The 22,530-nt window shown below is 57.9% G+C and carries 11 protein-coding genes and 8 pseudogenes; 15 read left to right on the top strand and 4 right to left on the bottom strand.

Annotated features, from left to right (window positions below; translation table 11 throughout):
- Window positions 1-13 precede the first annotated feature (13 nt).
- Complete coding sequence (locus JCM15908_RS09105; protein WP_025003105.1) at window positions 14-1,174, top strand: replication initiation protein; 1,161 nt, start codon at window positions 14-16, stop codon at window positions 1,172-1,174.
- A gap of 142 nt (window positions 1,175-1,316) precedes the next feature.
- A pseudogene (locus JCM15908_RS14430) lies at window positions 1,317-1,568 on the top strand (PLP-dependent transferase); the annotation flags it as partial.
- A gap of 381 nt (window positions 1,569-1,949) precedes the next feature.
- Here the strand turns inward: JCM15908_RS14430 and eno are convergent.
- The 4 genes and pseudogenes from eno to JCM15908_RS09085 all read right to left on the bottom strand — a co-directional run bounded on the left by eno (window position 1,950) and on the right by JCM15908_RS09085 (window position 7,112).
- On the bottom strand, window positions 1,950-3,257 hold the full coding sequence (gene eno / locus JCM15908_RS09100) for a phosphopyruvate hydratase (RefSeq protein ID WP_025003104.1): 1,308 nt from the start codon (window positions 3,255-3,257) through the stop codon (window positions 1,950-1,952).
- An 890-nt stretch (window positions 3,258-4,147) separates the two neighbouring features.
- Window positions 4,148-5,290: a cytochrome d ubiquinol oxidase subunit II gene (locus tag JCM15908_RS09095; protein WP_025003103.1), complete on the bottom strand. Its 1,143-nt coding sequence runs from the start codon at window positions 5,288-5,290 to the stop codon at window positions 4,148-4,150.
- A pseudogene (locus tag JCM15908_RS13380) lies at window positions 5,287-6,821 on the bottom strand (cytochrome ubiquinol oxidase subunit I). Before JCM15908_RS13380 ends, JCM15908_RS09095 begins: the two are co-directional and overlap by 4 nt.
- Before the next feature lie 78 nt (window positions 6,822-6,899).
- Complete coding sequence (locus JCM15908_RS09085) at window positions 6,900-7,112, bottom strand: DUF4492 domain-containing protein (RefSeq protein ID WP_025003102.1); 213 nt, start codon at window positions 7,110-7,112, stop codon at window positions 6,900-6,902.
- A gap of 394 nt (window positions 7,113-7,506) precedes the next feature.
- On the opposite strand from JCM15908_RS09085, the pseudogene JCM15908_RS13375 reads away from it, so the two are divergent.
- From JCM15908_RS13375 to JCM15908_RS14425, 13 genes and pseudogenes are all read left to right on the top strand, one after another.
- Window positions 7,507-9,001, top strand: a pseudogene (locus tag JCM15908_RS13375) (TolC family protein).
- A gap of 139 nt (window positions 9,002-9,140) precedes the next feature.
- Window positions 9,141-10,127, top strand: a complete 987-nt coding sequence (locus tag JCM15908_RS09070) for an HlyD family secretion protein (RefSeq protein WP_025003099.1) — start codon at window positions 9,141-9,143, stop codon at window positions 10,125-10,127.
- A gap of 342 nt (window positions 10,128-10,469) precedes the next feature.
- Window positions 10,470-11,590, top strand: a pseudogene (locus tag JCM15908_RS13370) (ABC transporter permease).
- A gap of 167 nt (window positions 11,591-11,757) precedes the next feature.
- Window positions 11,758-13,130: pseudogene (locus JCM15908_RS13365) on the top strand (ABC transporter permease).
- 453 nt (window positions 13,131-13,583) lie between these two features.
- Complete coding sequence (locus tag JCM15908_RS14680; protein WP_148295565.1) at window positions 13,584-13,898, top strand: hypothetical protein; 315 nt, start codon at window positions 13,584-13,586, stop codon at window positions 13,896-13,898.
- Window positions 13,898-15,408 (top strand): annotated as a pseudogene (locus JCM15908_RS13360) (THUMP domain-containing class I SAM-dependent RNA methyltransferase). Before JCM15908_RS14680 ends, JCM15908_RS13360 begins: the two are co-directional and overlap by 1 nt.
- A 163-nt stretch (window positions 15,409-15,571) precedes the next feature.
- Window positions 15,572-16,851: pseudogene (locus JCM15908_RS15625) on the top strand (DPP IV N-terminal domain-containing protein); the annotation flags it as partial.
- A 207-nt stretch (window positions 16,852-17,058) separates the two neighbouring features.
- On the top strand, window positions 17,059-17,766 hold the full coding sequence (locus JCM15908_RS15620; protein WP_373277422.1) for an alpha/beta hydrolase family protein: 708 nt from the start codon (window positions 17,059-17,061) through the stop codon (window positions 17,764-17,766).
- Window positions 17,767-17,979: 213 nt separating this feature from the next.
- Window positions 17,980-19,248 (top strand): phosphoribosylamine--glycine ligase, encoded by a 1,269-nt coding sequence (gene purD, locus JCM15908_RS09035; RefSeq protein WP_025003098.1) that lies wholly within the window; start codon window positions 17,980-17,982, stop codon window positions 19,246-19,248.
- Window positions 19,249-19,414: 166 nt separating this feature from the next.
- Window positions 19,415-20,359 carry a hypothetical protein gene (locus tag JCM15908_RS09030; RefSeq protein ID WP_025003097.1) on the top strand — a complete coding sequence of 315 codons (945 nt, stop codon included), beginning with the start codon at window positions 19,415-19,417 and terminating at the stop codon, window positions 20,357-20,359.
- Complete coding sequence (locus tag JCM15908_RS09025; RefSeq protein ID WP_025003096.1) at window positions 20,332-20,784, top strand: YqaA family protein; 453 nt, start codon at window positions 20,332-20,334, stop codon at window positions 20,782-20,784. The genes JCM15908_RS09030 and JCM15908_RS09025 overlap by 28 nt, the downstream gene beginning before the upstream one ends.
- 236 nt (window positions 20,785-21,020) lie before the next feature.
- Window positions 21,021-21,506 carry a ferritin gene (locus JCM15908_RS09020; protein ID WP_025003095.1) on the top strand — a complete coding sequence of 162 codons (486 nt, stop codon included), beginning with the start codon at window positions 21,021-21,023 and terminating at the stop codon, window positions 21,504-21,506.
- 107 nt (window positions 21,507-21,613) lie between these two features.
- A pseudogene (locus JCM15908_RS14425) lies at window positions 21,614-21,969 on the top strand (DUF1304 domain-containing protein).
- The last annotated feature ends 561 nt before the right edge of the window (window positions 21,970-22,530 follow it).

Here is a 22,530-nt window from a genome sequence, read left to right as displayed (position 1 = left end):
ACGCTTTATCATTATGGCAAAGACAGAAACCGATAATAAAACGACGTCCGCGGCACGGAAGCCGGTCCGCAAGAAAGGTGCGAAGGCGCAGAAAGCCCCCGTCAAGCGAGGCATCTCGGGCGACCTCATCCCCATAGAGGAGGAGACGTGGCTCCTGCAGCCCATCGCCGTAACGATGATGCGCCACGACTATTCGCTCATTCAGGTGCGGATACTCGTCTCCATCGTCGAAAGCCTCCAGTCCATCCTGCACGGAATCCTCAACAACAAGCGGAGCACGCAGCTCGACATCTTCCGTACCAACGAGCTTGACGAGGACGGCCGCATGCCCATCAAGCTGCCTTTCAAGGAGCTTGGTGTCGACCCGAACCACTATCCGCAGCTCCGCACCTCGCTGAAGATGCTGGCCTCCATCCCCGTAGAGATTCCCTACAAGACCGCCGAGGGCCGGAAATACACCAAGGCAACCAACCTCTGCGACGTCTATATACCCGAAGACCGGTCCTATAACAAGTATGCCATCCTCAAGCTCGACCATACCGTAGCCGAGCGGCTGGTATCCTTGGACTTCGGCTACCACCGTCTCGGCAAGCAGATAGTCTTCGCCTGCAAGAACAGGTACACCCAGCGCATATACATGTTCATAGAGTCGTGGATTGACAAGGGCAAGACCGTCATCAAGACCGTGGAGTTCCGCAAGATGCTCCGGCTGGAAAACAACTACAAGAAGTTCTCCGACTTCTGCCGGCGCGTACTCGACCCTGCCAAGCAGGAGCTGCAGGAGCTTGCCGACAAGGGCTTCTGCGACTGCTACTTCGACTACGACAAGAAGTACGACCACGGACAGCGGGGAGGCGAACCCGACGAGTTGGTATTCATCATTCACCGCGCCAAGGACAAGATGAACGCACAGCTGGAGCAGATGAACGAGATGCAACGCCGCCAGTTCCAGCAGATGCTCATCCAATACTTCGACTTTACGCCCGTCAATGCCAAGCAGATGGCCGACCGCATCACCGCCGAGACTTATCCGGAGGCCATGCAGAAGCTCATCGACCTGCGCAACCGATTTGCCACCAACTACGTCAAGGACAAGGCAGCCTATACCTTCAAGAGTCTCGATCAGATGCTCCGCGAACGCGAAGTGCCCAACACCGAGGCGGTAGAAGTGTAAGGTCTGCTCCCGATACTGAATTATTCACTATCAATCACACCCCTCTCCGCTCTTTCCCGGCTTGTCCTTTGCCGGGCGTGCATGTTGTATCTCCCTACTGGGAAAGAGTTTAGGAGCAGGTCATAAAAAATCCATTATATAACAGTTAAGGCCTTCTACCCTCTGCGTCCGCGGAGGATGGAAGGCCAAAAACGGTGAGCCTGTAGAGCCGTCCATCGTTAAGAGCATTACCTTCAAGTATGAATGTTCCGAAGAGATAGCCATGCTCTTCGGTCTGAAGAGGACCGGCCACTTCTACACCCGGCTACAGAACCCGACCCTCAACGCCGTGGCAACGAAGATAGCACAGCCCGAAGGCGGTGTGGGAGCAATGTTCACGTTTGGCGGACAGGCACAGGGCCTGTCCCTACAGGTTGCGTGCGCTTCGTTTGTGATGCAGGCAGAATGTGCAGGAAGCCCGGATTTCAGGCGCGAATCCCCTGTTTGTGCCAAGCGGAAGTGTAGGGACAGACCGCGTGTCTGTCCGAAACACACGGAGCGGACAGGCACAGGGCCTGTCCCTACAAGCTGCGTGCGCTTCGTTTGTGATAGGGAACACGCATGCCGGTATGCTCCTGACAATGCGTATTCCTGTCCGCCGGCCTATCCGAAAACGGATTTACGCGTAAACGAAAAAAGGATTGCCCCATCAAGGGCAATCCTTTTTTTATTCTGTCGTCTTCCCTTCATCCGTCAGGATTCCCTCCCCGGAGCGGGAGGGACAGGGAAAGGCTGCTTACTTCAGCTTCGCAAAGCCGTACTTTGCGGTGCAGCCCAGTTCCTCCTCAATGCGGATGAGCTGGTTGTACTTGGCCATACGGTCTGTACGCGACATGGAACCAGTCTTTATCTGACCCGAGTTGGTGGCAACGGCAATGTCGGCAATGGTAGTGTCCTCGGTCTCGCCGGAGCGGTGAGAGGTTACGGAGGTATAGCCTGCGCGGTGAGCCATCTCGATGGCCTCGAGAGTCTCGGTCAGCGAACCAATCTGGTTCACCTTGATAAGGATAGAGTTGGCAGCACCCATCTTGATGCCCTTCTCGAGGAACTTCACGTTGGTAACGAACAAGTCGTCGCCTACGAGCTGGCAGCGGTCGCCAATCTTGGCAGTCAGCTTCACCCAGTTGTCCCAGTCGTTCTCGTCGAGACCGTCCTCGATGGAGTCGATAGGATACTTCGTAATCAGCTCTTCGAGGTAGGCAATCTGCTCGTCGGCAGTCAGCTTCTTGCCGTTGGGGTCCTTCGGCATGCCGTTCTTCAGCTGGCGGTAGTCGTAGAACCACTTGCCGTTCTCGCATGTAGCGAACTCCGATGCAGCACAGTCCATGGCAATCTTCACGTCCTTGCCCGGTTCGTAGCCTGCGTCCTTGATGGCCTGAATGATGGAGTCGAGGGCATCCTCGATGCCGTCGAACTTAGGAGCAAAGCCGCCTTCGTCGCCGACAGCGGTGGAGAGGCCACGCTTCTTGAGGTTCTTGGCCAGTGCGTGGAACACTTCGGCACCCATGCGGATAGCTTCCTTCTCGCAGCATGCGCCTACCGGGCGAATCATGAACTCCTGAAAGGCGATGGGGGCGTCGGAGTGAGCACCGCCGTTGATGATGTTCATCATCGGAACGGGCAGCGTATAGGTGTTGGTACCGCCGATGTAGCGGTACAAGGGGATGTTCAGAGCCTTGGCAGCGGTCTGAGCAACGGCGAGCGATACGCCGAGGATAGCGTTTGCACCGAGCTTGCTCTTGGTAGGAGTACCGTCGAGTTCGAGCATCTTGTAGTCGATAGCACGCTGCTCGAGTACGCAGCAGCCTTTCAGGGCCGGTGCGATGACGTTGTTCACGTTCTCAACAGCCTTCAGGACACCCTTGCCGAGGAAACGGCCCTTGTCGCCGTCGCGGAGTTCGAGAGCCTCGTTCTCGCCGGTAGATGCACCGGACGGAACGCTTGCACGGCCCATAACACCGTTTTCGAGGGTTACTTCTACTTCGACTGTCGGATTGCCACGTGAGTCGAGAATCTCGCGAGCATGTACTTTTTCAATCTTCATAATTACCTTATTGTTTTATAAATAAATGAATATCCTGCGCGGAAGACAATGGGAGGATGCACGCCAAACAGGCCGCGCGGGCTGTGCTGCCGGCCCCGTGTCCTCCTGTCGGGGAACAAGGTTGCGTGTCCTGCCGCCGCCGCTCTTGTAGGGCAGCCGGGGGAAACGCTTTCCTTATCCTCGCTTTCGAGCACCAAAATTATAAAGAAAAAACCGAAATGGCAAGCATTTCACAGAAAATAACACGGTAAGCCCTGCCGTTGCGCCCTTCGACCTGCATTTTGCTATCTGTACTAAGCAAAAGGAGGACAATCGGAACATACCACTTGCTGATTTTCAGCACGGTTTGCCTATCAAACGAAAGCAGCGGTTTACCATTTTGAAAGTGCCCAGACAGTTGCACCGGCAGACAGATTCGGGCAGTCGGATGGCGTGGGCTGAGATTTGCAGGCTGCCTGTCCGCCCACACTCGTATCGGACAGACACGTGGTCTGTCCCTACACTTCCGCTTGCTGCAAACAGGGATTCGCGCCTTGAATCTGTCCTTTATGTATCTTCTGTCTGGCTTACAGGTGGAGAGCAACCGACTTGTAGGGACAGGCCCCGTGCCTGTCCGCCATACGCTCATCGGACAGACACGTGGTCTGTCCCTACACTTCCGCTTGCTGCAAACAGGGGATTGACGCCTTGAATTTGTTTACGACATACTTCCTGAATAAACAATTGATAATCAGACTAATAAAGGCGAGGATACGAAAGTGCCGCTTTAACTATGCGAAAGTGCCGCTTTCGCATAACGAAAACGGCACTTTCATTTCGTGAACAAGCCTGCACGGGAAACGGGGGCGGACAGCCCTGCGCTCCCGGGGAGGCAAAAGGGGCGGAATATATTAATACGCCTCTTCGTCCTCGGCTATCTCCTGCCGGTCTATCTCCTTGCTGTCGATGCTGCGCCAAGCGTAGACGATGTAGGCAAGAACGAACGGAACGAGGAAGCTGACGTAGAACATGGTCTTCAGGGTGAACTCGCTCGAGCAGCTGTTCTGGATGGTCAGCGAACTCTGCAGGTCGGCCGTGGACGGATAGTAGGCCGTGGAGTTCCATCCGGCAATGAGGAAGAGGACGATGACGACGAGCACCACGCCGATGCCTGCAGGCCAGATGCCGCGGACGTAGTGGGGCTTGAGCAGCGTCCGGACGATGCCGAAGAGCACGAGGACTACGCCTGCGAGAAAGACAACGGCGAGAGGCCACATCTCGGTGAGGTTGTTGAGATACTTCATCGGTTCCATCACGATGGTGCCGTCGGCAGCCACTGCGAAGCCGTCGCTGGCGAGGGTCTTCGCCAAGAAAGCGAGGAAGAAGACGAGGAAGAGCACCGCATTGATGAGCAGATGGCGGCGGATGCGGCCGCGGATGGCGTCGTCGTTCACGTTGTTGTTAATGTAGAGCGTGCCGAGCACACGGGCGAGGAAGACCACGGCCAGCCCGAAGATGTCCACCCAAGGGTTGAGAAGCACGTCGAGTCCGCGCGAGCCGTTGGCCCACTGCGAGATGACGGGTTGCAGGTCGTTGACGATATTCGCCTTCTCCACGGTGAAGTTCGACCCCGTGAAGAACGTTGCCACGGCTCCGCCGATGAGCAGCGGCCCGAGGAGTCCGTTGATGATAAGGCAGGTCTGGAACGTCTTCACGCCGAGAAGGTTGCCTGCCTTGTTCTGGAACTCGTAGCTGACGGCCTGTATGATGAACGTGAAGAGGATGGCGAGCCATACCCAGTAGGCACTGCCGAAGCTCGTGCTGTAGAAGAGTGGGAACGAGGCGAAGAACGCTCCGCCGAAGGTTACGAGGGTGGTGAAGGTGAACTCCCACTTGCGGCCCGTCGAGTTGATGAGCATGCGGCGTTCCTCGGCGGTCTTGCCGAGCTGGAATATCATGGAGTTGGCACCCTGAACGAACATCAGGAAGACGAGGAGGCCTCCCAAGAGGGCGATGATGAACCACCAGTAGTGTTGAAGAAATTCGTAGGTCATAGTTCGGGTCCTTTCTTTATTTGCTTACACATAATGCTGATTTCCACTGCCAGCATCGTCGTGAAGAGGATGAGGAAGAGGAAGAAGGTCAGGGCAACGCCGCCGCTGGAAATGTCGCTCACGGCCGCCCACGTGGGGAGCATGTCCTGAATGGTCCACGGCTGACGGCCGAACTCGGCTACGAGCCATCCGCTCTCGCTGGCGATGTAGGACAGCGGAATGAGGGCGATGCCGGCCATCTGCAGCCAGCGCGGACGGGTGATGTCCTTCTTGTAGACGAAGAAGAGCAGAACCGCAAAGGCAAGGATAAAGAGCGTGCCCAAGCCTACCATGATGCGGAACGCCCAGAAGTTGACGGGGATGAAGGGAACGGTTTGGGCGGCATCCTTGATGTAGCCGTAGCCGAAGTACTTCATGTCCTCGTTGAGCACGCGGAGGTTCTCGGCTGTCTTGTTGCCCGAGCGGTAGTCTTTCAGCGCGGCTATGGCGTTTCGTCCGCGGGCCATCTTCTCTTGCAGGGAGGGTTCGCGCGTCCCGTCGTCCTTGGTATATCCCTTGATGATGTCCTGCACGCCCGGCACGAATCCGTCGGCATCGTGGGTGGCGAGCAGCGAGAGCATGTTCGGCACGGCAATGCGCATCGGAGGCTCGCTCTCGTTCATGTAGTCGGGCTGGCTGAAGGGGTTGAGCAGGGCCACGCCCGTAAGCGACTGGGCCTTTCCGCCCTTATACAGGGCCTCCATTGCGGCGAGCTTCATAGGCTGCGTCTGCGCTACCATGTAGGCGGAGTTGTCGCCCGTGAAGGCGGCGAGGAGCGAGGCCGTCAGTCCGACTATCGAACCGATTTTCACGCTCTGGCGGGCCAGTTCGGTGTGCCGCTTCTTGAGGAGATACCAGCAGCCCACGCCCACGGCGAAGGCGGCCCCGAGTATCCACGAGGAAGTGATGGTGTGGAAGAACTTGTCGATGGCAAACGGGCTGAGAGCCACGTCGCAAACGATGTCATCTCGTTGCGCATCGTGTCGGGATTGAACGTGCAGCCTATCGGGTACTGCATCCACGCGTTGGCAACCAGAATCCACCATGCCGAGATGGTCGCTCCGAGGCCTGTCAGCCACGTCGAGGCGAGGTGGAAGCCCGGCGATACTTTCTTCCAGCCGAAGAACATGACGGCCACGAAGGTAGACTCCATGAAGAAGGCAAGGATGCCCTCTATGGCGAGCGGCGCGCCGAAAATGTCGCCCACGAACCATGAATAGTTGCTCCAGTTCGTTCCGAACTCGAACTCAAGTATGATGCCCGTGGCAACGCCCATGGCAAAATTGATGCCGAAGAGCCGCTGCCAGAACCGGGCGGCAGTCTTCCAGAATTCCTTACGCGTGCGGTAATAGCACGTTTCCATAATACCCATGATGACGGCCAGGCCAAGTGTCAGCGGCACGAAAAGCCAGTGATAGATGGCGGTCAGGGCGAATTGTGCCCGCGACCAGTCGACTGTGCCGGGATCAATGGCCAACAGTAGATTTCCCATTGTCTTGTGATTTGATGAATATTTTAATAATTATGTGTCGTCTGCTGCCCCCCTGCGGACCGGCAGGACGGCGAAGGGCTATTTCAGCACCTGCCCTGCCACGAACTGGGCTTCCTGCCCGGGCTGTGCCTTCTCCTTTATTATATTGGGAAAGAAGAACACTTTCAGGATGGCAAACATGATGAAGAGCTTTATCAGTATCACCGCCCAGAGCGTCTTGCCCAGCGTCATCTGCCTGAAACCGTCGTAGTATAAGTCGAAGACCCGGTAGAAGAATCCTGTCCGTTTCATTGTATCTGTAATGTTTGTTTAACTTGTAGTAATTACAATAGTTTTGGCAAAAGTAAGCAAAAATTTCGAGAATTGGTCTTTTTTACCACAAAAATGTACTATTTTGGCGCAATAAACACATCGTAACACATTTCCATTGGCATTATAAACAAAAAGGAGTAATTTTGCAGCCGTACAGCTCTTGTCGCCGTAGAGCTTCCCCCTCGCCTCTCCAAAGGGGCGGAAACGTCCGGCCGGACACTCCGCGGGGCACGTGGAGGGCGTTGTGTTCACTGCGGCTCCGGTGCAGTCTTACCCAGCGGCGGCAAGGACACGGGGCTTCTTGCCGGCTGACTCTCCCATCCCCTGAGGGGTGGAGACGAAGCGAAGGCCGCAGGACCTATATATAATAATGATGAAGAAAATACCCATACTCCTTGCCGTGCTTGCCACGTTTGCCGTACCGGCTCTCCTGCCGGCACAGGGAGTCTATTCGCTTCAGCGGTGCCGGCAGCTTGCCCTCGCCAACAACAGGCAGCTGAAAATATCGCGTCTCACCGCCGATGTGTCGGCCGACGTGCACCGGGCAGCCAAGACCAAGTACCTGCCGCGCGTAGACGGACTGGCAGGCTACGAGCATTTCTCGCGCGAAATATCCTTGCTCAGCGACAAACAGAAGGATGCCCTCTCCGGCATCGGGACGAATACGGTAGGGAAGCTGGGCGGCAACATAGGCGAAAGCATCGGTGCTCTGGCACAGCAGGGGCTTATCAGTCCCGAGGCAGCGCAGCAGCTCGCAACCGTCGTCGGCTCTGTCGTCACGCCGCTCGCACAGGCCGGCAACAACATCGGGCAGGCGGTGCGCGACGCTTTCCGCTCCAACACGAAGAATGTCTACGCAGGGAGCATCCTCCTCACGCAGCCCGTCTACATGGGCGGGGCCATCAAGGCAGCCAACGACATGGCGGCGATTGGCGAGGAGATGGCTGCCAACGACATAGAACTGAAACGGCAGAACGTCCTCTTCGCTGTGGACAATGCGTACTGGATAGCCGTTTCCCTGAAGAAAAAGCAGCAGCTGGCAGAGCAGTACCGCGACCTGATGCAGAAATTTGACGACGACGTACACAAGATGATACGGGAAGGAGTCGCCACGCGGGCCGACGGGCTGCGCGTAGACGTAGGGCTGAACACGGCCAACCTCCACATCACGCAGATAGAGAACGGCATCTCGCTCGCCAAGATGGCCCTTTGTCAGCTCTGCGGTATCGCCCTCGACGGCCGACATACGCCTTGCCGACGAGGACGTCAGCGACCTTACGCCAGCCTATTCGCTCCGGCAGGAGACACAGGACACCACCTACGCGGCACGGCCCGAGGTGCGGCTGTTGCAGAATATGGTGAGCCTGAGCGAACAGAACACCAAGCTCGTCCGCTCGCTCTATCGTCCCCATGTCGCCCTGACGGCAGGATACACGGTTTCCAATCCCAATCTCTTCAACGGATTTCAGGAGAAATTCTCCGATATATGGAACATTGGAATCGTCGTGCAAGTTCCTATCTGGAACTGGGGGGAAGGAAAGTACAAGGTGAAGGCGGCACGCACGGCGACGACCATCGCACGCATGGAACTCGACGACGTGCGCTGCAAGATTCAGCTCGACATAGAGCAGAACCGCTTCCGCCTCAAGAACGCGAGCAGACAGCTTGCCACGGCCAACAAGAACATGAGGGCGGCCGACGAGAGCCTGCGCTGCGCCAACCTCGGATTTAAGGAAGGAGTAATGACCATCACCGATGTAATGACCGCGCAAACGGCATGGCAGGCAGCCAAGACGGCCATCATAGATGCCGAAATCGCCGTCCGCATGGCGGAAGCGGGCGTACAGAAGGCAATGGGAAACATGTAAACAGGAAATTGGAAAGTCAAAGTTTTGAAGTAAGAGCTGCGGGCTAAGACCCCGAAGTCGGAACGGAGGCAGTCTGGATTCGCAAGAGCAGGCAATCCGCCTGCCCGTCTGCCCGTCAGCTTATCAGCCAAAGAAAGATATGTCAGCAAAATCACAACACAACAATATCCTCCTTGCCATCATCGGTTTCGTGGCCGTTGTGGTGGCCGTAGCGGTGATAGGGTTCTTCGCCTTCGACGATGCCGAGGAGATTATACAGGGAGAAGTCGAAGTCAGCGAGTACCGCGTAGCCTGCAAGCTGCCCGGACGAATCACCGAGATACGCGTCAAGGAGGGCGACTTCGTACACAAGGGCGACACGCTTGCAGTGCTTGCCATACCCGAGGCCAACGCACAGGAGAAGGTGGCAGAGGCGACTGCCAGTGCCACCGACGCCCTCAGCGACCTGGCCGAGGCTCCCACGCGCCGCGAGGCCGTGGAGGCGGCCTACCAGATTTACCTGCAGGCCATAACCGCCAACGACCTTGCCGAGAAGACCTACGGACGGCTGAGCCGCCTCTTCGACGAGGGCGTGGTCTCGGCACAGAAGCGCGACGAGGCTGCAACGGCATACAAGGGCACGCAGGCAGCCGTAGAGGTGGCGAAATCGCAGTGGGAACTTGCCAAGAGCGGAGCACGCGAAGAGTCGAAAAGGGCCGCTGCCAAGCAGGCACAGGCGGCACGTTCCGCGGTCGAAGTGGTGCGCTCGCTCATCAGGGAAACCGTGCAGGTGGCCACGGCCGACGGAGAAGTTACCACCATCTACCCGAAAGTGGGCGAGCTGGTAGGCTTGGGCAGTCCGATAATGAGCATCGCCATGACCGGCGATGTGTGGGGAACGTTCAACATCCGCGAAGACCAGCTGAACGGAATGAAGGTGGGCAGCATCGTCAGGGCTTTCGTCCCGGCCTTCAAGAAGACCGTCTCCCTCCGCGTAACCTCCCTCCGCGACGAAGGCTCCTACGCCGTATGGAAGGCGACGAAGACCACGGGGCAGTACGACCTCAAGACCTTCGAGGTGAGAGCCGTGCCCCTGAAGCCCGTCGACGGACTGCGCCCGGGCATGTCGCTGATAGTAAGGAAATAGCGCGAGGGCTCGTCCCGGTCCTCCCCATGCTTTCCCGTGTACTTCAGGCTGCGAGCCCGCTGTAGCCCACAGAGCAAGACGGCACTGCCCCTGTGGGCACACCGCAGGCATCTTCTTCCCCTGCGGCCGGGCCGGGGAGGCGTTCTGCCCCACAGGAAAAAACAACCACAGGTCGTGCATGCCGCCGGTTTGCCGCAGCTTTCCACTACGCCTATGAAAAAGAAAAAGCAACACCGCATACCGCTCTCCTCCCTTCCGGGGAGAGACCATGAGAGAGGCTTCCTCTCCCTCCCCCTCCGCGGAAACCTCGGATGGGCACCTCTTCTTCGCCGCGAGGTCTCCATCCTCCTCTCCAATCCGATATATCTCACCTGCATGGTGCTCTTTCCGCTGTTCGTCATCTTCTTCTTCACGTCGATGATGGACGAGGGCGTGCCGCAAGACCTTCCGTGCGGCGTGGTCGACAACGACAACACGCCCACCACCCGTGCCCTCATCAGGAAGCTCGATGCCTTTCAGAGCACCGACATCGTGGCCCGCTATTCCAACGTCAACGAGGCGCGGCGGGCCATACAGCGCGGCGACATCTATGCCTTCCTCTACATTCCCCAGCGGACAACGGCCAACCTCATCGGCCAACGGCAGCCGAAGATTTCCTTTTACTACAGCAATGTAACCCTCGTTGCGGGCAACATGCTCTTCAAGGACCTCAAGACCATATCCACACTCGGCTCGGCCGCCGTCGGAGCAGCCAAGTTGCAGATGCTCGGAAAGACCGACGGAGAGATAAGGACGTTCCTGCAGCCCATCGCCATCGACCTCCACGCGATTGGCAACCCGTGGATGAACTACAACATCTACCTCAGTTCCATCATGATACCGGGCATCCTCGTCCTCTTCATGTTCCTCATCACCGCCTATTCTATCGGTACGGAACTGAAATTCGGGCGTGCCCACGACTGGATGCGGCTCTCGGGCAACAACATCTTCGTAGCCTGACGGGGAAGCTCCTGCCCCAGACGCTCATTTTCCTCACGGTCTTCCTCGGCTTTCAGTGGTATGTCTACGGGCATCTCGGCTTTCCGCATCCCGGCGGACTTCCGATGATACTCCTGCAGACCGTCCTCACCGTCCTTTCCTCGCAGGGTTTCGGCGTGTTCATGTTCGGACTCGTCCCCTCGCTCCGCATGTCCATGAGCGTCTGTTCGCTCTGGGCGGTCGTCGGCTTCTCCGCCTGCGGTGCCACCTACCCCGTATTTGCCATGGACGACATGCTCCAGTCGTTTTCGTGGCTGATACCCCTGCGCCACTATTACATGTTCTACCAGATCTGCATCTTCAACGGCTATCCCCTTGCCGACGCTTGGCCATACGTCGTCGCGCTCGTAGCCTTCGCCCTGCTGCCGATGCTCACGGTCAGGAACATCAAGCGCGCCATGCTCGAATACGTATACATACCATAACATCCCGGCCGCCCCGTACCGCGCGCCCTCCTGCATCCCAAGCCGGGAGCGGCCCTCCCAAGAGGTGAAACAACCGGGACAAGACCTCCTCATAACAAAGAAACGCCCGCGCTCCCACTTACAAGCGGCACCTCTCGCCGCAGGAGGGAGACCGCCGGAGCTTCAGCATGATGATAAAGAAGAAGAAACATACACACCGCACATCGCCCTCTCCCCAGCCGGAGAGGGGCGGCGCGCGGCGCGCGACACCTTCCTTGTGGCAACAGATAAGGGAGGGCGTTGCCGACCTGTGCTACATCTGGTGGCTCGAGACGAAGAACACCGTCAAGGACGAGGGCGTACTGATATTCTTCCTCCTCGTTCCCCTTGCCTATCCGCTGCTCTATTCGTGGATATACAACAACGAGGTGGTGCGCGACGTTCCCGTGGCCATCGTCGACAACTGCCACTCCGCCACCTCGCGCGAGTTCGTCCGCCACTTTGACGCCTCCCCCGACGTGCGTGCCGCCTACTGGTGCAACAGCCTTCCCGAGGCGCAGCGGCTCGTGGGCAAGCAGGCCGTGCACGGCATAGTCTACTTCCCCGACGACTTCGAGCGAACCCTCCGCCGCGGCGGACAAGCTCACGTAAGCGTCTACTGCGACATGTCGCTGATGCTGACCTACAAGGCCATCTTCCAGAGCGCGCAGGCCGTGTCGCTCAGAATGAACGCCGACATACAGAAACCCCGGTCGCGCAGCTTCACCGTCCGCGAGGAACAGCTCAGCACGCAGCCCCTCGCCTTCGACGAACAGCCTGTCTTCAATGCCACGGGAGGGTACGGCAACGCCATCCTCCCGGGCGTGCTCATCCTCATTCTGCAGCAGACCCTCCTCCTCGGCATCGGACTTTCGGCAGGCACCGCACGCGAGAACAACCGCTATCAGGACCTCGTCCCCATCAGCCACCGCTATAACGGTATCTTCAAGATAGTGCTGGGCAAATCGCTCTGCTACTTTATGATTTACTGCGTCCTTGCCGCCTACATCACACTCGTGGTCCCCCGGATGTTCAGCTTCACGATGCTTGCCCGTCCGGGCGACCTCATTGCCCTGCTCGTTCCCTATCTCCTCGCGGTCATCTTCTTCGGGATGATGCTCTCCTGCCTTGTCGCTACCGCGAGAATGTCATGCTTCTCGTTGTCTTCACCTCCGTTCCGTTCCTCTTCCTCACCGGCATCAGCTGGCCACAGAGCAACATGTCGGGCATCTGGCAGGGCATCGGCTGGCTCATTCCCTCCACCTTCGGCGTGCGCGGTTTCCTCCGCATCTCGTCGATGGGCGCAACTCTCGAAGACATCCTGCCCGAATACCAAGCCCTGTGGATTCAGACGACGGTCTATTTCTTTGCCACCTGCCTCGTCTACCGCTACCAGATTCTCTCCGCACGCCGCCACGCCATCGCCCATATACAGAGCATACAGGACAAAATCAACACGGCAAGGAACAGGAAAAAGGATGATGGTCAGGATGCAGTGGAGCTTGAAGCAGACAGGGAATAGCATTTGACAAACAGAAAGTTATCCGTATGGACAGGCCCTTTGCCTGTCCGCAATATTCGTATCGGACAGACACGCGGTCTGTCCCTACATTTCCGCTTGCTGCAAACAGGGTGTTCGCACCCGGAATCTGTTCATTCCGTACTTTCTCTCCGAATATCAACCTGCTCACCCCCTCTCTTCCCCACTCCAAAACCTATCCCCTGCATGCTTTCCAACTAATCATCTGACAATCAACAGAATAGAGACGGGAAAACGAAACAGCCGCTTTCGTCTGGTCAAACTGCCGCTTTCACCATGCGAAAACGGCACTTTCGTCTGCCCATAACGCCGCTTCCGCCACACGACAGGCAAAATACAGCACGGCAAGGGCAAAAAAATCGCGCCATTCATCGGCAATAACAAGATAATTGCGTATCTTTGCAGATGGAATTGTAATTACATTTTGAGACATCAATGAGTAGTCAGGAAATCGCTCAGCAGCTCACGCGCGTCGTCAGCCGGCTTTCGGGACACGAGTCCGCCGGGGGCTTCTCCCACGGACGCAGTGGCGGCCGTCTGCTGCCGTCTGCCGCAGAAGAGGAGGCAACCGCCGGATTTCCGCATGCCGTCTCCTCCCCTGCCTACCATGAACTATCGTCCGCCAGCCTACACACCACAAACATATCAGACCCCCGTCAGCGCGGGGCGTCTGCACCGTCTCCCCGGCCGTCAGCCGGCGGCAGGGTTTTCGTGCAACAGAACGACAGAACAATAATACAGACAAGATAATGCAAGAATTTGAACTCATCGCCAAAACCTTCATGGGACTTGAGCCTGTCCTCGCACAGGAGCTGACCCAACTCGGGGCCAATAACGTACAGACAGGCCGCCGGATGGTGTCCTTCACAGGAGACAAGGAACTCATGTACCGTGCCAACTTCCAGTTGCACACCGCCATTCGCGTACTCAAGCCCATCGCGCACTTCAAGGCCAAGAGCGCGGAAGACATGTACGACGAGGTCAGGAAGATAGACTGGAGCAAATACATACTCAAGGGGAAGACCTTCTCCGTCGACTCCGTCGTCTATTCCGAGGAGTTTACCAACTCGCGGTTCGTTACCTATAAGGTGAAGGACGCCATCGTAGACCAGTTCCGTGAGAAGACGGGCAACCGGCCGAATATTTCCGTCAGCAACCCCGACATACGCCTGAACATCCATATAGCCGAGGACAATGCCACGCTCTCGCTCGATTCGAGCGGCGAGTCGCTTCACCGGCGCGGCTACAGGCAGGAGCGCGTGGAGGCACCGCTCAACGAGGTGCTCGCCGCAGGAATGATTCTGATGACGGGATGGAAGGGCGAGACCGACTTCATCGACCCCATGTGCGGCTCGGGAACGTTGCCATAGAGGCCGCCCTCATAGCGCGAAACATCTCGCCGGGCGTCTTCCGCAAGGAGTTCGCCTTTGAGAAGTGGCCCGACTTCGACCAAGAGCTGTTCGACACGATTTACAACGACGACTCTGCCGAGCGCGAGTTCACCCACCACATCTACGGCTACGATACCGACATGAAGGCTGTCAACACCGCACGGCGCAACGTCGCCGCAGCAGGCCTGTCGCGCAGCATCACCATAGAGTGTCAGGACTTCAAGGACTTCACCCAGCCCAAGGAGAAAAGCATCCTCGTCGTCAATCCGCCCTACGGCGAGCGCATCTCCACGCCCAACCTTCTGGAGACCTATAAGATGATAGGCGAACGGCTGAAGCATCAGTTCATGGGCAACAATGCGTGGATACTGTCCTACCGCGAGGAGTGTTTCCGGCAGATAGGACTCAAGCCCAGCATCAAGATTCCCGTCTACAACGGCTCTCTGGAGTGCGAGTTCCGCCGCTATCAGCTCTTCGACGGCAAGATGAGCGACTTCCGCCACGAGGGCGGCATCGTAAAGACCGAGGAAGAGAAGAGGGAGATGGCAGAGAAACACCGCTTCAAGAAGGAGCGCGATTTCAAGAAGCGGATTGATGAACAGGAGGAGAACGAAGACGCGGACATCCGCTCCTTCACCTTCCACAGCTTGGAGCGCAAGCCTTTCGGAGGCACGAGGTTCAGGGATGATAGCGACGGCCGGCGCGACCGCAGGCCGGCAAGGTTCGGGAAATCCGACCGGCCCGACAGCCGTTTCAGACGCGATGACCGGCGCGACCGGCCGGGATGGGACAGCCGCGGCGGAAAGGGCGGAATGGGACGGAAGCCCTTCGGGCAGCGAGGCAACCACCGCCCGAAGGACGGAGAGTAAGGGGACGGAGGTCTGTCCCCGTCCCCCGAAGGGCGGAACAGGTCCTGTCGAGAAATGAATATAACAAACTAATAATAACAACAACTTAACATCAGCCTTCACCCGCGGGCATATCGCCTTCCCACTCCCCTTGGAGGAGGGCCGGGATGAGGTTCAATCACCTATGAAAATACTTACAACATTGGGGTTGGTGTGCTGTCTGACACTCGCCGCCCCTGCACCGACAATGGCACAGCAGAAGACGCTCACACTCGAAGACCTCAACTTCGGAGGCAACAACTACCACAACATGCGGCCCGAGAGCCGCTACACCACATGGTGGGGCAACCAGCTTGTCCGCACCGAGACAGACTACTGCGCACTCGTAGACCCGAAGACGGGCAAGGAAAAGCGGCTGTTCTCCCTCTCCGACATCAATAGCTGGGCAGGCCTCTCTGCCGACGACGAGAAGGTGCGCCACCTCTATTCCGCAGAGTTCCCGTATGGCGGCAAGCCCGTAGTGCTCGTCGTGAACGGCCGCGAGAACATGCTCGTCAACTTCAAGAGCCGCAAGCTCGAGAAGCGGTGGGCACGCGTGCAGAACACACAGGCACGGCAGTGGAACAAGAAGTCAGGTGCGACAGCCTATGTGCTCGGAGACCAGCTCTACGTAGCGGATGCCTCGGGAAAGGAAACCAAGCTGACGACCGACGGATCCGGCGACATTGTTTACGGACAGGCAGTACACCGGGACGAGTTCGGCATCGACGGCGGACTCTTCTTCAGCCCCTCCGGCAATCAGCTCGCGTTCTATCGGATGGACCAGAGCATGGTTGCCGCCTATCCGATGGCAGACTTCCCCGAGATTGACTGGACTCCGAAAGAGGGCGAGTCGCGCGCTGCCAAGGCCTCGCCCATCCGCTATCCGATGGCGGGCGAGACTTCTCACAAGGTTACCGTGGGCGTCTACGACCTGCTCACGGGCAAGACCGTCTACCTCAAGGCAGGCGACCCGACCGACCGCTATTTCACCAACATCGCATGGAGCACCGACAGCAAGACCATCTACATGTTCGAGCTGAACCGCGACCAGAACGATTGCAGGCTCGTTGCATACGATGCCGCCACGGGCGACAGGCTCACCGAACTCTACCGCGAGACCGACGCGAAGTATGTAGAACCCCTCCATCCATACAGTTCCTGCCGTGGAACAGCAGCGAGTTCATCCTCCAGAGCCAGCGCGACGGATACAACCACCTTTATATATATAATAAGGAGGGGAAGGAAGTCTGCCAGCTGACCAAAGGCCCGTGGGTAGTCATGGAGCTGCTCGGATTCAACAGCAAGACCAAGTCGGTCATCTATGCCTCCAACGAGTGCTCGCCCATTCAGCGGAATATATGGAGCGTCAGCACCGAGACGGGCAAGCGCACGCTTCTCGACAACGGAAAGGGCTACCACTATGCCACCATTGCCGACGACGGAACGCAGGTCTTCGACTCTTACAGCGAACCTTCCGTACCGCGGAAGATTGACATCATCAGCGTCGGTGCAAAGTCCTCGCGCATCAACTGGCTCACCGCCAAGAACCCGTGGGAGGGATACAGCGTGCCGGAATATGAGTGCGGAACAGTGAAGGCAGCCGACGGAACAACTGACCTCTACTGGCGAATGGTGAAGCCCGTCGGTTTCGACCCGTCGAAGAAGTATCCTACCGTGGTCTATGTGTACGGAGGGCCTCACGCCCACAACGTCGACGCTACGTGGCACTACGGTTCACGCGGATGGGAAACCTACATGGCGCAGAAGGGATACCTCCTCTTCATCCTCGACAACCGCGGCAGCGAGAACCGCGGCAAGGCGTTCGAGCAGGCCACCTTCCGCCATCTCGGACAGGAAGAAATGAAGGATCAGATGCAGGGCGTGAAGTATTTGCAGTCGCTTCCCTACGTAGACAAGGACCGCATCGGCGTACACGGATGGTCATTCGGCGGATTCATGACCATCTCCCTGACCACCAACTACCCCGATGTCTTCAAGGTGGCAGTGGCAGGCGGCCCGGTCATAGACTGGAAATGGTACGAGGCAATGTATGGCGAACGCTATATGGACACGCCGCAGAGCAATCCCGAGGGCTACGCACAGACTTCGCTGCTCGGCAAGGCCAAGGATTTGAAAGGCAAGCTGCAGGTCATCATCGGTCTCAACGACCCCGTGGTAGTTCCCCAGCACGCCTATTCCTTCCTGAAAGCATGTATCGGTGCAGGCACGCAGCCGGACTTCTTCGTATATCCCGGTGAGCCTCACAACATGCGCGGACACCAGAGCGTACACCTCCACGAGCGTATTACGCAGTACTTTGAGGACTATCTGAAGTAGCCGCAGCCCCCACCCCGCCCCCTGCCCCTCCGCAAAAGGAAGGGCAGGAAGGCCATATCCAAGGGCTGAAGTCCGGCAGATTGCGGCACCGTCGCAGTCCTTACACCGGCACACAACGCCAAACAGCAACACCAATAATACCCACAGGCCGTCCACCACCGCCCTCCCGACAAGGAGAAGACGGCGGAGGGGACAGCCGGGAGGAATGTTTTTATGAGAATACTTCTTTTAGGCAGCGGCGGCCGCGAGCACGCCTTGGCATGGAAAATCGCGCAGAGCGCAAAGTGTGAACAACTCTTCATCGCACCGGGCAATGCCGGTACGGCTGCCGTGGGTACGAACGTGCCCATCGGGGTGAACGAGTTCGGGCGGCTGAAGGACTTCGCCGCCGGGCAGAAAGTAGACATGGTGGTGGTCGGGCCGGAAGACCCGCTGGTCAAAGGCATCTACGACGATTTCCGAAACGACCCGCGCACGGCCGCCATTCCCGTCATCGGGCCATCCAAGGCAGGCGCGGTGCTCGAAGGGTCGAAAGACTTTGCCAAGGCGTTTATGAAACGCCACCACATCCCCACAGCCGCCTACGGGACCTTCGACGGCACGACCGTGGAGCAGGGCATGCGCTTTCTCGAGACGCTCCAGCCCCCCTACGTGCTCAAGGCCGACGGACTGGCGGCCGGAAAGGGCGTGCTCATCGTCCCGACACTCGACGAAGCAAAGCGCGAACTGCGCGAAATGCTCGGCGGAATGTTCGGAAACGCATCGGCAAAGGTCGTCATCGAAGAGTTTCTCACGGGCATCGAGTGTTCCGTCTTCGTACTGACCGACGGCGAGCACTACCAGATTCTGCCCGAAGCCAAGGACTACAAGCGCATCGGCGAGCACGACACAGGACTCAACACGGGCGGAATGGGCAGCGTAACGCCCGTTCCCTTCGCCACGAAGGAGTGGATGCAGAAGGTCGAAGACCGCATCATCCGACCCACGGTAGACGGTCTACGCGAGGAGGGGATAGACTACAAGGGCTTCATCTTCTTCGGTCTCATCAACGTGGAAGGCGAACCTATGGTCATCGAATATAACTGCCGGATGGGCGACCCCGAGACGGAAAGCGTCATGCTCCGCCTGAAGAGCGACCTCGTCGACCTGTTTGAAGGTGTCGCTACGGGCACGCTCGACCAGTGCAAGGCAGAGTTCGACGAACGCGCGGCAGTCTGCGTGATGCTCGTCAGCGGCGGTTATCCCGAGTCATACGTCAAGGGCTATCCCATCAGCGGACTCGAACGGGTAGACGGCTCGGTCGTCTTCCACAGCGGAACCGCCATCAAGGACGGACAGACCGTAACCGCCGGCGGACGCGTCATCGCCGTCTCGTCCTACGGGCGCGACAAGGAGGAAGCCCTGCGCAAGAGCTTCAGCGAGGCCGCCAAGATTGATTTTAAGGACAAATACTTCAGAAAGGACATCGGACAAGACCTGTAGCGGGAGGAAAAACCAAGAATCCGAAGGAGCAGGAGAAGGCAAAGGCAACTGCCATACGGCCGCCGGAACTTGTTGCCGCATACCGCCGGAGCACTGTATTCCATAGCGGCAGACCCTTTGTCTCTACCCTCTCCTGCCCCTGCCGCAGCCCGGTGTTCCCCAGATTATGCAGAAAAAACGCTTACAGAACCGCATAGCGGAGAGCCGTTGGCTTCTTCCCACCGTCATGCCGATAGCCGTTGCCGTATGGGCGGTGGTCGGTTACTTCGACCATGCCGCCATACTGCCCCTGCTGTGCCTCGTCTTTTCCACCTACCTGATGATGGAGCTGAACAACAGCAACGCCCTCATCCGCATCTACAGCCGCATGATTTCCTGCTCGTTCCTCGTCCTTACGACGATGGCAACGTTCCAGTTCACCTCCATCCGGGCCGCCATCGTCATCCTGTGTACCGTAGGCTACTACATCATCGCCTTCCGCTGCTATCAGGACACGCAGTCGCAGGGGTGGACTTTCTACGCTTTCCTGTGCGTAGGGCTTAGCAGCGTCGTATGGGTACAGACCCTTCTCTTCGTCCCCATGCTGTGGATAATCATGCGCACCAACCTCTTGGCACTTAGCCTGCGCAGCTTCGTCTCGTCCATCTTCGGCCTTGTCTTCCCCAATCTCTTCCTCGGAGGCTACTACCTCTTCCGGCAGGAACCGTCGAAACTCGTCGGCCACTTTGCCGAGATAGCCGTATTCCAGCCCGTCCCCGACTACGGCATGCTGTCGGTGAACCAGATTATGACCATCTCCATGGTGCTCCTCTGCGCCCTCATCGGCATGGCGCACGTGGTTCTGCAACGCCGCCGCGACAACATCCGCACGCGCCTGCTCTGTCAGATATTCGTTGCGGCAGACTTGGCAGCCATCGCCTTCGCCGCGCTACAGCCCCAGCACTACGAGCCGCTGCTCGGTATCATCACCGTATCCACCGCCCCGCTTATCGGACACTTCATTGCCCTGACCCACAGCAGGCTGAGCGACATCACCTTCCGCGTGCTCGTCGTCCTCTCGCTCGTCCTCACCGCCTACAACCTATGGACTTCCTTACCCATTTCCTTTTAGACTACGGCTACTGGGGCATGCTCGCCTCGGCCTTTCTCGCAGGCAGTTTCCTGCCCTTCAGCAGCGAGGTCGTCATGCTCGGACTCCTTGCCGCCGGACTGCAACCTGTCCCCCTCATCATCTACGGCAGCGTGGGCAATGTTCTCGGTGCCATGCTCAACTACGGACTCGGGCGGCTCGGCAACCTCGACTGGATAGAACGCTACCTGCGCGTGAAGCCCGAATCGCTCGACCGCGCCAAACGCTTCATGGCAGGACACGGTGCATGGATGGGCATCTTCGCCTTCCTGCCCATCCTCGGCAGTGCCATCACCATCGTGCTCGGGCTTACGCGCGCCAACATTCCCCTTTCCGTCTTCACCATCACCTTGGGGAAAGTCGTCCGCTACATCCTGCTTGTAAGCAGCGCATCCGCCGTTTCCTAACCCCCTGTCCCACGACCGGAGCCACGGCAGGCCCTCCGCACGCATCTGACTGCTCCTGACGCGACGGCCGCACGGAGACGGCGGACCTCTTCCTCAGCCGGGGCCTGACACCCGGGTAGCCGCCATACGGCCGTCAGCTGTTAATATAATGTTAATCAGTCCGTTACCCTTGCCCGTCCACGGAAAAACATCTAACTTTGCAAAAAGTACAAACTATTAAAACAAAAATACAGCTTATGGATATCAGCAAAAAGATGCAAGATGCGTTCAACGCACAGATTACAGCAGAACTTTGGTCGTCTAACCTCTACCTTCAGATGTCGTTCTGGTTCCGCAACAAGGGATGGAGAGGCTTTGCAGGCTGGATGGCAAAGCAGGCCGAGGAAGAGCGCGGACACGCACTCGACATGGCCAACTACGTTTGCCAGCGCAACGGCAGGGCGAGCTTCGGCACTATCGACGCCGTTCCGACCGAATGGAACAGCCCCGAGGAAATATTCAGGGAGACCCTCAAGCACGAACAGCACGTTACCGAACTCATAAACAAGCTCGCAGACGTTGCCGACGATGAGAAAGACCGCGCTTCTCAGAACTTCATCGCCAAGTATATCGACGAGCAAGTGGAGGAGGAATACACCGTGAGCGAGATTATCGACCTCTTCAACCAGATGCCCGAGCACGCCATCAGCCACGTCGACAGCAAGGTAGCCGCCCTGAAGTAATCATAGCGAAACCTTTCCTATAGGCAAATCATAACGGAAGCGCGAAGTACCGTCAGGCACTTCGCGCCTTATTGTTCCCCATCCCGTCATCACAAAGTACCGCCGCCATGCAGACCCTCATACAGATTCTCGCCACCCTCTCCGCCCTCGAGCATCTCTACATCATGCTCTTGGAGACCGTCCTCACCACGTCGGCAACCACCGCACGCGTCTTCAGCATCTCCGCCGACGAGCTTCGGCAGCCGGCCGTCCGCACCCTGTTCCGCAATCAGGCGTCTACAACGGGCTTCTTGCCGTCCTTCTCCTCCTTGCCGTGTGGATTCCGGGCAACAGGCTCTGGATGCAGCTCCTGCTGGGCTACATAGTTCTCGTCGCCATCTACGGGAGCATCACCAGCCATCCCCTCATCGTCGTCAAGCAGGGCGGCATCGCCCTTGTGGCCCTCCTGCTCAGCCTGATATGAGAAGACGGCCGCCGGCAGACTGCAGCCGGACTTCCGCCACCGCCGCCCTGCACCGGAAATGCCACCATCTACCACTCGCCGCCCTTTCCGTCCGGCATTGCCGTTCGGCCATCCTGCTGCATATAAGAGCCGGCCAGTCTTTGCCATGAAACGAAAGTGCCGTTTTCGCATAGTCAAAGTACCGTTTTCGCATGGTCAAAGTGGCACTTTCACATTGCCGGAATACCATTTTTGTTTCTCCGTTTCTATTCTGCTGATTATCAACAATTTATACATTCCCTCCCCCAAAGCCGCTTTCGGGGCTTGAATCTTCCTTTGACAGCAATCAAAAATGTAGGGACAGACCGCGTGTCTGTCCGATATGAGTATGGCGGACAGGCACGGGGCCTGTCCCTACAGGTTGGTTGCACTCCTCCTATAGCGCAGACAGAATCCGTATAAAGGACAGATTTCAGGCACGAATCCCCTGTTTGTGGCAAGCGAAAATGTAGGGACAGACCGCGTGTCTGTCCGATGAGCGTGTGGCGGACAGGCACGAGGCCTGTCCCTACAGGTTGGTTG

Origin of the sequence: Prevotella dentasini JCM 15908 (assembly GCF_000614065.1) — a bacterium.
In the GTDB taxonomy this organism is placed as follows: domain Bacteria; phylum Bacteroidota; class Bacteroidia; order Bacteroidales; family Bacteroidaceae; genus Prevotella; species Prevotella dentasini.
This window is presented reverse-complemented; position numbering and strand designations above follow the sequence as displayed.